The sequence below is a fragment of the Pantoea dispersa genome (genome assembly GCF_019890955.1).
Taxonomy (GTDB): domain Bacteria; phylum Pseudomonadota; class Gammaproteobacteria; order Enterobacterales; family Enterobacteriaceae; genus Pantoea; species Pantoea dispersa.
The window spans coordinates 405,166-418,235 of record NZ_CP082347.1; the positions used below are offsets into that span (position 1 = coordinate 405,166).

13 protein-coding genes are annotated in these 13,070 nt (G+C 57.8%); 5 read left to right on the forward strand and 8 right to left on the reverse strand.

The genetic code is table 11. From position 1 onward, the window contains the following. Positions 1 to 7 precede the first annotated feature (7 nt). From K7H94_RS20595 to K7H94_RS20620, 6 genes are read right to left on the reverse strand one after another with little or no spacing between them, the layout of a single operon-like run. On the reverse strand, positions 8 to 1,177 hold the full coding sequence (locus K7H94_RS20595) for a M24 family metallopeptidase (protein ID WP_222952099.1): 1,170 nt from the start codon (positions 1,175 to 1,177) through the stop codon (positions 8 to 10). Continuing rightward, positions 1,161 to 2,264 (reverse strand): mandelate racemase/muconate lactonizing enzyme family protein, encoded by a 1,104-nt coding sequence (locus K7H94_RS20600; protein ID WP_222952100.1) that lies wholly within the window; start codon positions 2,262 to 2,264, stop codon positions 1,161 to 1,163. The genes K7H94_RS20595 and K7H94_RS20600 overlap by 17 nt, the downstream gene beginning before the upstream one ends. Then, positions 2,261 to 3,436, reverse strand: a complete 1,176-nt coding sequence (locus K7H94_RS20605; protein ID WP_222952101.1) for a M20 family metallopeptidase — start codon at positions 3,434 to 3,436, stop codon at positions 2,261 to 2,263. Before K7H94_RS20605 ends, K7H94_RS20600 begins: the two co-directional genes overlap by 4 nt. A 13-nt stretch (positions 3,437 to 3,449) precedes the next feature. Continuing rightward, positions 3,450 to 4,196 carry an amino acid ABC transporter ATP-binding protein gene (locus K7H94_RS20610; RefSeq protein ID WP_058775910.1) on the reverse strand — a complete coding sequence of 249 codons (747 nt, stop codon included), beginning with the start codon at positions 4,194 to 4,196 and terminating at the stop codon, positions 3,450 to 3,452. After that, positions 4,193 to 4,927, reverse strand: a complete 735-nt coding sequence (locus K7H94_RS20615) for an amino acid ABC transporter permease (RefSeq protein WP_058775911.1) — start codon at positions 4,925 to 4,927, stop codon at positions 4,193 to 4,195. Before K7H94_RS20615 ends, K7H94_RS20610 begins: the two co-directional genes overlap by 4 nt. Positions 4,928 to 4,947: 20 nt before the next feature. Further along, positions 4,948 to 5,700, reverse strand: coding sequence for an ABC transporter substrate-binding protein (locus K7H94_RS20620; RefSeq protein WP_369974301.1), 753 nt, complete (start codon positions 5,698 to 5,700; stop codon positions 4,948 to 4,950). A 250-nt stretch (positions 5,701 to 5,950) separates the two neighbouring features. On the opposite strand from K7H94_RS20620, the gene K7H94_RS20625 reads away from it, so the two are divergent. Next, positions 5,951 to 6,847: a GntR family transcriptional regulator gene (locus K7H94_RS20625; RefSeq protein ID WP_132463013.1), complete on the forward strand. Its 897-nt coding sequence runs from the start codon at positions 5,951 to 5,953 to the stop codon at positions 6,845 to 6,847. A gap of 52 nt (positions 6,848 to 6,899) precedes the next feature. Further along, positions 6,900 to 7,685 carry an SDR family oxidoreductase gene (locus K7H94_RS20630; RefSeq protein WP_222952102.1) on the forward strand — a complete coding sequence of 262 codons (786 nt, stop codon included), beginning with the start codon at positions 6,900 to 6,902 and terminating at the stop codon, positions 7,683 to 7,685. Positions 7,686 to 7,799: 114 nt separating this feature from the next. Here K7H94_RS20630 and K7H94_RS20635 read toward each other — a convergent pair whose 3' ends face one another. Further along, positions 7,800 to 8,993 (reverse strand): helix-turn-helix domain-containing protein, encoded by a 1,194-nt coding sequence (locus K7H94_RS20635; RefSeq protein ID WP_222952103.1) that lies wholly within the window; start codon positions 8,991 to 8,993, stop codon positions 7,800 to 7,802. A 12-nt stretch (positions 8,994 to 9,005) separates the two neighbouring features. After that, positions 9,006 to 9,677, reverse strand: coding sequence for a hypothetical protein (locus tag K7H94_RS20640; protein WP_222952104.1), 672 nt, complete (start codon positions 9,675 to 9,677; stop codon positions 9,006 to 9,008). A gap of 232 nt (positions 9,678 to 9,909) precedes the next feature. Between K7H94_RS20640 and K7H94_RS20645 the strand changes: the two genes are divergently transcribed. The 3 genes from K7H94_RS20645 to K7H94_RS20655 are packed head-to-tail and all read left to right on the forward strand — an operon-like array spanning position 9,910 to position 13,066. Then, complete coding sequence (locus K7H94_RS20645) at positions 9,910 to 10,620, forward strand: FadR/GntR family transcriptional regulator (RefSeq protein WP_021509083.1); 711 nt, start codon at positions 9,910 to 9,912, stop codon at positions 10,618 to 10,620. Next, on the forward strand, positions 10,607 to 11,773 hold the full coding sequence (locus K7H94_RS20650; protein ID WP_222952105.1) for a PLP-dependent transferase: 1,167 nt from the start codon (positions 10,607 to 10,609) through the stop codon (positions 11,771 to 11,773). The genes K7H94_RS20645 and K7H94_RS20650 overlap by 14 nt, the downstream gene beginning before the upstream one ends. Before the next feature lie 21 nt (positions 11,774 to 11,794). Then, a complete protein-coding gene (locus K7H94_RS20655) occupies positions 11,795 to 13,066 on the forward strand; it encodes an ABC transporter substrate-binding protein (RefSeq protein WP_222952106.1) in 1,272 nt (423 codons plus the stop codon). Positions 13,067 to 13,070: the final 4 nt, after the last annotated feature.

Genomic DNA, 13,070 nt, shown 5'->3' on the forward strand with positions numbered 1-13,070 from the left:
GGTTTCCTTATAAGCAGGTTAATGGGCGAGCCAGCGAACCGAGCTGGCGATAGCCGGTTTCCGTCACCACCACGGTTTCGCTAACACCAACCGTAAATTCGCCGTAGATGCGCAGCGCCGGGGGGATATGGAAGGTCATGCCTGGCTGCAATTCGGTGTTGACGCCACTGTACAGGCTGAGAATGCCGCCCTCGCCCCAGTCCGGCGCGAACGAGACACCGATGGAGTAGCCGGTGCGTTTTTTAAAGTTGTCGGTGAAGCCCGCGCGATCGATCACCTGCTGGCAGGCTATGTGCGGTGCGGCACAGGTTGCGCCCGGCCGAATGGCATCCAGTGCCGCCTGGAGCGCCTCCTGACACACTTTCTCCATTTCCAGCGCAATAGCAGGAGGCCGCCCCAGCCATGCCGAGCGCATCAGCGCGGCGTGATAGCGATCGTGCGCGGCAGCCATCTCCAGAAACACCGGCTCATTATCCTGCAACACGCGACGACGCCAGGTTCCGTGAGGCACACCGCTGCGTGGGCCACTGGAAACCAGCGGCTCCATCCCGACATATTCGGATCCGGCCGCGATGGCGGCTCCCATCATGGCCGCGACCAGCGCATTTTCATCCGCCCCGGCGCGCACTGCAGCCATACCGGCCTGCATGCCGGCGTCAACATAGCGCGCCGCCTGGGCGATCTTTTCCACTTCCGCCGTCGATTTCACTGCGCGCAGCGGCTCAATCACCCCGGCAGTATCGGCGAGGCTGCCGATGCGACTTTGTAACGCCTCATACACGGCTACCGGCAAAAACCAGCCGCGTTTGTCCAGCCCGACACGCTTACTAAGCCAGCCGCGCTGCTGCAGCAGGACAACGAGAAAATCAACCGGGTTATCGCCATCCTGATAGATGGCGGCATCTGAGATAAAGGTGTTGGCGATAAAGTTAAAGTATTCGAGCTGGCGGATAACAAACACCGGATCCCCTTCTGTTGGCAGCACCAGCGCCTGAAAGGTGTAATAGCCCGGTGTTTGCTGACCGGTTAACCAGAAGATATTTTCTGGTCCGGTCACAATCATCACATCAACGCCGGCCGCATTGAGACGTTCGCGGGTGCGCTGGATGCGTTGTGTGTACTCCTGTGCGCTAAAGGCGGATTCACTGCCCTGGATAACATTATTCAGCTGTTGCATAACCAGACTCCTGGAGAAAAGTGGCGCGCGCGGCATCAAAATGCACGCCCAGGCCGGGTAAATCATTGATGACGACAGTGCCCTGCTGATAATGCAGGCCGCTCACCGCATCGTTTATCAGGCCATCGGCACCGTACAGTTCTGCGAAACGCGGCTGCACGGCGCGACACACCTGCAGCGCCGCCGCTGTTGCCGCATGACCTTCGTTCATCTGACCTATCATGAAAGGGATGCTGGCCGCCTGAAGGCGCCGTGCCGCCGCCAGCGTGGGCGCAATGCCGCCCAGCTTCACCAGCTTGAGATGGCCCCACAGCGCGCCGTTCGCCGCCATCAGTTGATCGATGGCTGCCGGGCTATTGAGGCTCTCGTCCAGCATGATCGGCACGCCATAACCGCTCAGTTGCGCCAGTGCGGCATCGTTAGCCGGTGCCAGCGGCTGTTCGACATAGCTGAGATTCAGCGCCTGCAGCGCCGGAAAAGCGTCGTGCGCCTGCGCCAGTGACCACTGACCGTTGACATCAATCGCCAGCGTGATGGCCTCACCAAAGCGGGCGCGCAGGGCGTGCAACCGCGCCAGATCGGTCGCCACATCCGCCACGCCGGTACGCAGTTTGAGCTGGGTAAAGCCACGTGCAACGTACTGTTCAGCCTGCGTCAGCATTTGCGCTTCACTGCCCCAGAACAGCGTCTGGTTGGTGGGGTAGCCGGGGCTGGCCGCAGCGGCACCGAGCCAGTGCGCCAGGCTCACGCCGGCCTGCTGCGCCAGTAAATCATGCAGCGCCATGTCGAACAGCATGCGCGCCGGTGCCAGCAGTCCCGCCCCATCCGCATGCACACGCTCCAGCATCGCCTGCGGCGCCAGTGCCCAGTTCCAGCCTGCCAGGGCGCTGGTGATGTTTTCCAGCACCCGATCGGCGCTGTAGCCGTGCAGGTACTGTATGTTGAGCCGCACCTCGCCAGTGCCGCAGCGCGTGCCATCGTCCAGCCGCAGCCACAGCGTATCCAGCGCGCTGATTGCGCCCGAGGACGCGGTGTGCAGTGTGACCGCGTCATAGCGCAGCTGACCGCGCCAAAGCGTTGCTTTCACGTTGCAGACTCCTGCGGCAGCATCGCCAGTGCCACGTCGAGGTAGATGGCTGCGGCAGCAATAAATTCTTCAACAGGCACGAACTCATCTGGCTTGTGAGCCACCGCCAGGCTGCCGGGTCCGATCACCACGCCTTTCGCCCCGAGCGAACGAAAATGCACTAAATCGCATCCCCCGTGAAAACCAAACGGGCCCGGTTCCGCCTGCCCGTGGCGACGACAGGCAGCGAGGCTGTGCTGCACAATCGCTTCGTTACTGTCGGTCTCGGTGGCCCCGCCCGTGGTGGCCTGCCAGGCGATGATTTCAGCCTCTACGCCGGCAGTGGCTTTCGCGTGGTCAAGCAGCTGCTGCAGTTCGGCCTTCACCGCCTGCTCGTCCTCACCAGGCACCATGCGGCGGTCGAGGAGCAGCTCGCAGCTGTCCGGCACCACGTTATCAGCGTGCCCCCCGTGGATGCGCGTCACCGTCAGGCTGGCATTGCCCACCAGCGCGTGGCAGCGACAGCGCACCTGCTGCTGATGCGACTGCTCAATCAGGCCCAGTAATCTGGCGGACTGATAGATGGCATTTACCCCCAGCTCTGGCGTGCCCGAGTGCGCCGTTACGCCCTTCACCCTGACGCGCGGTCGCAGGCTGCCTTTATGGGCAGAAAACGTGGCGTTGCCGGTGGGTTCGCCAATCACCGCAAAATCGATGGCCGGCGGTGCCTGCCGGACATAAAACTTCGCGCCTTCACTGGCGACCTCTTCATCGGCGGTGAACACCCCCATCAGCGTACCGGACCAGCGGTGGCGACTGGCAGCCAGCAGGCGCAGCGCTTCAACCATCGCCACCAGCGGTCCTTTGGCATCGCAGGCACCACGACCGTACAGGCGTCCCTCGCGCTCGGTAAGGGTAAAGGGATCGCTACGCCAGCCGCTGCCGGCAGGCACTGTGTCCAGATGGGTATTGAAGGCGAAGCAGGGTCCGGCACCGTTGTGCAGAACCGCGATGACGTTGGTGCGCCCTGCCGCATATTCACTGAACGACAGGTCAAAACCGGCCTCGCGCAGCCAGCCTGCCACGCACTCTGCCGCTTCGCGCTCCTGACCGGGAGGATTTTCTGTATTGATGGCTACCAGCGTGGCGAGGTCGCGCTTCATGCGCACGCTGTCGACCGGGTGAATAGTCATTATGGCTCCGCAGTTAATGTAGGATTTGATCGAGAAAACGCTGGGCGCGTTCGCTAACCTGGCGGTTGAAGAAGTCGCTGGCGCTGGCGCGCTCCAGGATTTCGCCCTCTTCCATGAATAGAATCTGACTGGCGGCACGGCGCGCGAATCCCATTTCATGGGTGACGACCATGCTGGTCATGCCTTCGGCGCTCAGTTCCGCCATCACATCAAGCACTTCGCGGATCATCTCCGGATCGAGCGCTGACGTGGGTTCGTCGTACAGCATCAGTTCCGGCTTCATCGCCAGCGCCCGGGCAATGGCCACGCGCTGCTGCTGACCACCAGACAATTCGTCGGGAAAATGATCGGCCCGATCGTGAATACGCACCTTCGCCAGCAGCGCTTCTGCCTGTTTGCGTGCCGTGATGCGGTTGACGCCGAGTACCGTCATCGGTGCCAGCATGATGTTTTCCGCCGCCGTCAGATGGGAAAACAGCTCGTAGTTCTGAAACACCATGCCAATACGCTGGCGCAACTGGTGCGGCGGCACTTCTCCCCGGCTGATATTCTGGCGGGTGAAGAACACATCGCCGCTATCGGCGGGTGACAACAGATTGACGCAGCGCAGCAGCGTAGATTTGCCGGAACCGGAAGGCCCAATCAGCACCACCGTTTCCCCACGCTGAACGCTGAGCGAACAGTTCTTCAATACCGGCTGACGGCCAAAGCTCTTGTCGATGCCAATCAACTCCAGCAGCGGTGGTTTTGTCTCGTTCATGACAGATCTCCTGCGGTATCTGCCGCTTTGGTTAACCGACGATGGCGCGCCCGGGCCTTTTGCCATTTTCCACGCCGCAGTTTCGGGTCGAGCGTGCGCTCCAGCCACGACTGAAACAGCATGAACAGCGAGGTCAGCAGCAGGTAATAGAGCCCCGCCGCGCAAAGCGCCTCGAAATAGCGGAAGCTGGCGCTGGCGGTCTGGTTCGCCACCAGCAACAACTCCTGCACCGCAATCACCGACACCAGCGCGCTGGACTTCAGCATGCTGATCATCTGATTACCCATCGGTGGCAGCACGATGCGCGCGGCCTGTGGCAAGACAATCTTGCGCATGATCTGGGCGTGGGTCATTCCCAGCGCCATACCGGCGGTGCGCTGGCCGCTTTTTACCGCCTGTAAGCCGGAACGTAATATCTCCGCCATATAGGCGCCCTCATTCAGCGATAGCGCCAGCACGGCACAGGTAAACGCGGAGAAGCGCAGACCGAAACCAGGCAACACGTTGTAGACAAAGATGATCTGGAACAGCACCGGCGTACCGCGAAACAGCCAGAGATAAAAAAACGCCAGCCCTTTCGCGGCACGAAATGGCGCTTCCTGTAGCAGCGCCAGCACCAGTCCCAGCACTACGCCGCACAACAGCGAGCACAGAGTAATCAGCAGCGTCATCCACGCGCCCTGCAGAAATTCGCGGGAGAGGAAGTACTGCCACATTAAATCGATCGACATAGCTTTCTCCGGTCAGCGGATTAAAAAATGGCAACGGAGTCTGGGAAGTTCCATTTCTCAATCAGTTGCTTGTAAGTGCCGTCTTTCACCAGGTTTTGCAGTCCCTGTTCCAGTTGCGCTTTGGTGGCGCTGTCGCCTTTACGGACCGCAAAAGCGATGTGGGTATCGGCTTCAAACTCAGCGCCTGCCGCTTCAAACACGCCGGGCTTCTCGCTAAACAACGCAACGGTACCGGGCGTTGAGAGGAACTCTGCATCGGCGCGCCCCTGCGCAACAGCCACTGCCGAGTCCGTTGCCGCCGGGAACGTCATAACGTTGATCGCGGCTTTTTTGGCGGCGAGGCAGTTCTGGTTATCCACGCGCGCCTGGCTCTCTTCGATACCGCCAAGCGTGACCGCCACGTTTTTGCCGCACAACGACAGATCGCGCCCGGTGATGCCGGCCGGATTGCCTTTACGCACCACGACGCGACTGCCGATTTTGAGGTAAGGAACAAAATCCACCTGCGCCGCACGCGCCGGGTTGACGTACATCGCGGAGTTAATGATGTCGAGACGTTTGCCCTGCAGTGCCGGGATCAGCCCTTTAAACTCCATCGGCATGGCTGCGGGTTGCAGATTGAGCGTCTTACTCAGCGCGGTTATCAGCTCGATATCAAAACCGGTGAGCTTGCCGTCTTTCACAAACTCGAACGGCATAAAGGTGGCTGCGGTGCCGTAGGTCAGTTTGCCTGGGGCAACGCGATCGCTTGCCGCCTGGCTGATGATGGGCATCAGGGCCAGCGTGGCAAGCGCCAGCAACCGACCGGTAGAGCGAAATGAATTGCTGATCATCTGTGTCTCCTGGTAAACGTTTAAATTGGTTTTTATGATTCACAAAATACAATCATGGTGATAAAAAAACGTCTTCTCCCGGTGCACTCTGCACGCTTATCGTGCATGCATTGCTTTATATCGCAGCATTTACCTCAACATGTTATTGTACCTTTAGTCGACAATAATACATTTCAGGAAATCCCGTTCTATGCAGCCTGACTCCTCCGCCAGCAGCCGTCGTATTGCACGTCAGCTGCTTGACCTGATCTATGAAGCAAGATTCGATCCAGGTCAGCACTTACGTGAACAACCTCTGGCAGACGCGCTGGGCGTTTCCCGCACGCCGGTGCGGGCAGGACTTAAAGAACTGACCCGACTGGGCGCGGTGGAAGCGCGGCCCAATCAGGGATTTTTTCTGCTAAAAGGGGCAGATGAGTTACAGCAGTTGGACATTGAACCCCCGCAGAGCAGCGACCAGACGTTGTACGAGTTACTGGTACGCGATCGTATTGCTGGTGCCCTGCCCGAATCGTTCACCCAGACGGAAATCAGCCAGCGCTATGACGTTGATCGCGGCATTCTGACACGCACGCTGGTCAAGCTGTCGGAGGACGGGTTAATCGCGCGCAATGCGGGACACGGCTGGCGTTTTCAGCAAACGCTTAACTCGGAAGTCGCGCTGCGCAACAGTTATGGATTTCGTCTGATGATTGAGCCAGCCGCCCTGCTCAGCCCGCAATTACGCGCGGACCGTGCGATGCTGAAGCGCCTGCGGGCACAGCATCTGCGATTGATTACCCATCCGGATCTCACGCAGGTACCGGCGCGCGATATTTTTGAGACGGATGCCGCTTTTCATGAATCGCTGGCCGAAGCCAGCGGCAATCTGTTTGTGCTGCAGGCGATTCAACAGCAAAACCGCCTGCGCCGCCTGCTGGAATTTGGCAGTTACCAAAACAAACGGCGGGTGAAAGAGTGGTGCGAAGAGCACGTGGCCATTATCGACGCGCTGCGTGAAAACCGACCGCAACAGGCGGCCGAATTGATGAAAACGCATCTGCAATTCGCCTTCGATCAGGTACAGATGCGTAAACCAGGCGCATAACCGGCACTGTTTTTGCACATTACGACCCTGAAAATACAATCAGGAGGCAGTGATGGATTTGCAAATACAAGGGCGCGTGGCGCTGGTGTGTGGTGCAGGCAGCGGTCTGGGTCAGGCGATAGCGCTGGCACTGGCGCAGGAGGGCGTGCGCGTGGCGGTCACCGGGCGCAACAGCAGTAAGTTGCAGGCAACAGTGGAGCGCATTACCGCTGACGGCGGTGAGGCGCAGGCGTTCCAGCTGGATCTGGCGGCACCCGACACCTTTGACAGCGTGCTGGCGGCGATTCGCCAGCGCTGGGGCGCGGTGGATATTCTGGTGAATAATTCAGGTGGGCCGCCACCCGCGAAAGCCGCGGGTACCGGCAGTGAACTCTGGCGACAGCAGTTTGCGGTGATGGTGGACGCGCTGATTCAACTGAGCGACAAGGTGCTGCCGGCCATGCGCCAGCGCGGCTGGGGACGCATTATCACGTCCACCTCGTCCGGCGTGGTCACGCCTATCCCCAATCTGGCGCTGTCCAATGCGCTGCGCATGAGCCTGCTGGGCTGGTCGAAAACGCTGGCAAGCGAGGTAGCCGCGGATGGTGTAACGGTTAACGTCCTGGTGCCGGGACGCATTGATACTGAGCGCGTCAGTCAGCTTGATGCGCTGAAGGCGCAACGCGAAAACAGCACCGCCGCTGCCGTCGCAGCCCAAAGCCGGCGCAGCATACCGATGGGCCGCTACGGCGCGCCATACGAATATGGTGCCACCGCCGCTTTTCTCGCCAGTGAGCCTGCCAGTTATATTACCGGCAGCGTGATCCGCGTCGACGGCGGCCTGATCGATGCCGTTTAGCCGCTGATCGCGGTTTTAAGATGATTGTCCGGCGAAGCAATATCTCTGCTGGCAATAAAATCCGTATGGCTGCATCGCGTGAAGTGATGCAGCCACTCGCGTATCAGTAATGCATTATTTCCTGGTAAACAGGCTGACTACATTATTGTCGGCTGACTGAGGAGAGCTGTTGTCGCGGGCTTTGAGTGTGGCTGGCAAATGCAAAATCTGCGTTTCCGCTAATTCATCTTTTGGCAGGGAAAACAGTTTTTCTACATCGTGGCGCGCCATTGCCAGTGAAGAGACAAAGCTCTGTTTGCTATACAGGCCTTCATCCAGCAAAAGCCTGAGACTTCTGGGCAGTAATCGCACAGCTTCAGGAACCCGCTGATCGTCAAGCGGTTCACCTTTACGCCAGCCGCGCGCTGAAATTTGCTTGTACAGGCGCTGATGCTCAACATCGCTAATCAAATTCAGCTCTTTAGCCCGAATAATCATGGCCTGTGCAGATATTCCCCAGCGCTGCTTCAGCGCGACGAAATTCTCCAGCGTGGGATTTGCCGGCAATTCCACCGCAAACGCTTCCTCCGGTAACATAAAGCACGCGGCGAACTTATGCGCCTGCGCTTCGATCGGCTTAAAATTAATACTGTCCAGTCGTTTGATAAACCGGTGTAACACTAAATGGCCAAGCTCATGAGCGGCATCAAAACGGCTGCGGTAATAGTTATTTTTATCTGACGCCAGAATCATGTAAGGCCGTTGCTCACGCTCGTTCCATTGCGAGTAGCCATCCATCACCGCACTGCCCTGTTCGAAGCGCGCACAAATCACACCGGCATTTTCAATGACCAGCAGCAGATCGTTTAGCGGTGCGAGACCCAGTCCCCAACGTTTGCGGCACTGACCAGCCATCACTTCAATCATTTGATCATCAATTTGATGGTGATCGGTAACATCAAGCCAGGGAATATTCACAGCCGGAAAATCAAGATCCTGCTGTAAATGCGCTGACGCTTCCTGCAACCACTCCATATAACGTTCCGAAGCCGCGCACAGATCCTTTGCCGTGTTCGCCATGGTGCGGAAAAACACTGGATTATTAGTATGAACATGCAAGGGTTTTGTAAACCAGGCTACGGGACAATTCAGTACCAATGACAGGGCCAGCAGCGCGGCGGAATCAGGCGCATGGCTGCCATTCTCCCATTTAGTAATGGTCGAGGGGGAACGCTCAACCTGGCGCCCCAGATTGATCTTCGAAAACCCACGCGCCTCACGTACCTGGGTTAAACGTTTTGGCTCAAAACCCGCCACACCGACTCTCATTGCTGCACCACACTAACCTTCCTGCTGCTTTAAACGTTTCTTCAACTGTGGAACTGCTAAATCAGGGATTTCATTCTGATTATCTGCTGTATTGTACAACGCGAGAACATCGCGTATTGACTGATTATAATGGTAGTTACGCAGATTGGTGAATGGGACTGTTACCCGTAAATCCAGCATACTTCCCTGAGGCATAATGAGAGGAGGATTGACGTTAACAATCAGCACGCCTAACGTCTCTTTAGCCGTATGCACTCCGGCAATATCATAAAACATATCTGGCGTAACGCCTTCGAGCTCTCCGTTCAGTTCAGCAAGCAATGTGCGATGACGTGCCCGTTTGATCAGGTGTTCGTTGTGATTGAGCCCTATCCGGCTGACTTTGATTCCGCCCGATTCAACAAGACAATAGTGCTCACCCTGAGGTTGAGTGACGGCATCGATGCAGATCAGGCCGCTGGCCTCAGCCGTTCTGCGAAACGCGGCATTCAGAAAATAGTGCCGTGCCTGAGGACGAAAGCGGATCTTTTCCGGATGCTTCAGACTGCCTGCCGTCCCTTCTACCACCGCATGAGCGCTGGCATAACTCGCTTCCAGTTCTTCCATGAGATTAAGCCAGAACTCACGCGCAAATGAGGTGGTGAGCAGTTTGTTGATGCTGTCAAAAATTCCGATACTATCCATCCCGGCACCTCGTTGCGTTAACCGGAAATAATGCTAATTTATTTTCGTTTTGAGCGCAACATTGTCAGCTGTACCGCCACACCACGGTGCACTCTGGCGGTTTTTGCACCAGCAGATCTCATAACCTGCGCTTATTACGGCATCAAATCTCCTGCTGAATCAAAGCATCATGATTCTGGCATGCGGCTTGCTAAGCCTTTGGTAGAGATGTTGGACCAATTAAGGCAAAACGATGCATGACCCGGCTGAACTCCATCCCATTATTCCGACGCGCAGCGATACGCTGATTCTTGATGCGCTCACGCGCTACATGGCGCATGCCGGGGCGCAGCCGGGCAGTCGCCTGCCGCCGGAACGCGAGCTGGCGGAGAAACTGGGCGTCAGCCGTAATACGGTGCGCGAGGCGCTCAAGCGCTGGGAAGCACTTGGCATCATTGTGCGCAAAAAAGGCAGCGGCACCTTTCTGCAGGCGGAGGTCGGTCTGCATGACAGCTTTCTCTCTCTGCGCTTTAAAAACGACTCCGCCAACATGCTTCATGCGCTGGAAGTGCGCCGCATCATTGAGTCCGAGTCCTGCGTGCTGGCCGCGCAGCGCGCCAGCGCCGACGACCTGCTGGAAATCGAACGGAGGCTGGAAGAGATGGAGCGTGTGCACCTGGCTATCGGTTCCGCCGGGCCGGAGGATTGGGCTTTCCACACCAGCATTTACCGCGCCGCCGGTAATCCGCTGCTGTTGCAGATGCTTAACGGCGTCTACGACACGCTGCACGCCTTTTTCGAATCCCCGCCGGAGCAGGCGCTGTTTTCAGACTCGTTTCCCCTGCACCGTGAACTGTTTAACGCCATCCGCGCCCGCGACAGCCAGGCCGCGCGCGCCCTTTGCCACCAGATTCTTGATATCACCGAACGCGACATGAAGGACGTGATCCATGCCAAACGCTAAACCTATTGCGCAACAGACACTGCTGACCCACGACCAGCGCCACGAACAGGGCGCCGTAACGCCACCGATTTATCAGTCTTCGCTGTTTACCTTCAGCGATTACGACAGCATGATCGCCCGCTTTCGCGGTGAGAGCGACCAGCCGCTCTATTCCCGCGTTGATAATCCGACGGTTAAAGCGCTACAGGATAAAGTTGCCGCGCTGGAAGGCGGTGACGCCTGCCTCGCCTTTGCCAGCGGCATGGCCGCCATCAGCAACGCGATTTTGAGTGTGGTTCAGCCAGGCGCGAAAGTGGTTTGCGTCAATCATGTCTATCCCGATACTTACCGCTTTTTGCGCGGCTTTTGTCAGCGTTTCGGCATCACGACGCAGTTTGTTGATGGCGACGATGAAGCGGCGATGGCCGCCGCGCTGCCCGGTGCCAGCCTGCTCTATCTGGAAAGTCCCTCCAGTTGGGTGATGAGTGAACAGAACCTGCGCCAGCTGGCCACGCTGGCGCGCGATGCGGGCGTCGTCACGTTGATTGATAACAGCTGGGCTTCGCCCATTTTCCAGCAGCCGCTGCTGTGTGGTATCGACATCGTGGTGCACTCCGCCTCGAAGTACATCAGCGGCCACAGCGATGTAGTGGCCGGCCTGGTGATTGCCAGCCACCAGCACATCAACAACATTGCCCGTCACATTAGTCCGTTCCTTGGCGGCAAACTGTCTGCGAACGAAGCCTCTTTGCTGATGCGTGGCCTGCGCACGCTGCCGCTGCGCATGAAGCAACATCAGCAAAGCGCCCTGCAGCTGGCGCAAAAGCTGCGTGATCATCCGCAGGTCAGCGCGGTTTGCCACCCCGGGCTCAATCCCCCTGCATGGTCCACGCTGCGCGGTTACAGCGGGCTGTTTTCCTTTGCCGTGACCGAACAGGTCGACATACCGCAATTCTGCAACGCCCTGCAACTGTTCCACATGGGCGTTAGCTGGGGAGGTTTCGAGAGCCTGGTGATGCCGGCGATTTCGGTCATTAATCAGGCCAGTGAATTTAATTCAGCCCAGGATTTTGGTGTCTCGCCGCGCCTGATCCGTATCTCTGTTGGCCTCGAAGAGACCGACGATCTTTGGACCGATCTGAATAAGGCACTTGCTGCCGCCACTCACCGTTAATCACGCTCCGGAGAACCAGCCATGACAACACGTTTCGCCCTGAAAGCCCTGGTACTCGCCGTGGGTTTAAGCAGCGCCTTTTGCAGTCTCGCCGCCAAACTCACCGTGGTGGAAGTTATTACCAGCCCGCCACGTACCGCGCTTCTGCAAAAAATGCTCGACGAATACAAGACGCAGCATCCTGGTACCGAGATTGAGCTGATTTCGCTGCCGTGGGGCCAGGCGTTTGAAAAACTGGGCACCATGTTACAGAGCGGACAGGTTCCGGATGTGGTGGAGATGCCCGATACCTGGCAAGGCTTATACGCCAGCAACAATATGCTGGAAGATCTGGAACCCCGCCTGAAAAGCTGGCCTGAGAGCGCCCAGCTGACGGACAAAACGCTGGCAATGGCGCGGGCCGCAAACGGTAAAGCCACCATGGTACCGTACGGTTTTTACCTGCGGGCGCTGTTCTGGAATAAAAAGCTGTTTAAGCAGGCAGGACTGAGTGAACCGCCGAAAACAATGGAAGAGTTTGCCAGCGACGCGAAGCGTATTAGTCAGTCAGGTAACGGTATCAGCGGCTACTGCATGCGCGGCGGTGTCGGGGGAACCAATGCGTGGATGATGTTTATGGCGGCGATGAACGGTTCGCCTGCTTTCTTTGATAAAGACGGCAACAGTACCTTAACCCAGCCGGGGGCGATAAAGGGAGCACAACTGCTGGTCGATTTGTATCAGCAAGGTGGCGCGCCTAAAGACAGCGTGAACTGGAGCTTTAACGAGATTGTCTCGGGCTTTTATTCCGGCAAATGCGCGATGCTCGATCAGGATCCGGACGCGCTGATCGCGATTAAAAATAGCATGGCGGCTGAGGATTTTGCTGTGGCGCCCATGCCGGTCGGACCGTCCGGTAAAGCTTTCCCGACCATCGGCTATACCGGCTGGGCGATGTTCAAACGGGGTAAACAAAACGATGTCGCCTGGCCGCTGATTACCTTCCTCAGTAATAAAACCAACAACCTGGCGTGGACGAAGTTTGTCGGCACCCTACCCATCTATAAAGGTGCGGAACAGGACCCGTTCTATCAGACGCCGCAGTTTGCCGGCTGGTTTAAGGAGCTGAACGATCCAAATTATGTGCCGCTCACCATGCCGACCCATCTCAAAGGCTGGGGCTATTTCAATTCAGTGATCGTGAAAGAGAGCAGCCAGGAGACGTTACTGGGCGAAAACGACACCAAAGATATGGTGCAGGACTGGGCCAGCTATCTGAGTAAAGAGCAAAAAGCCTGGCTCGCCAGCCAGTAATCCC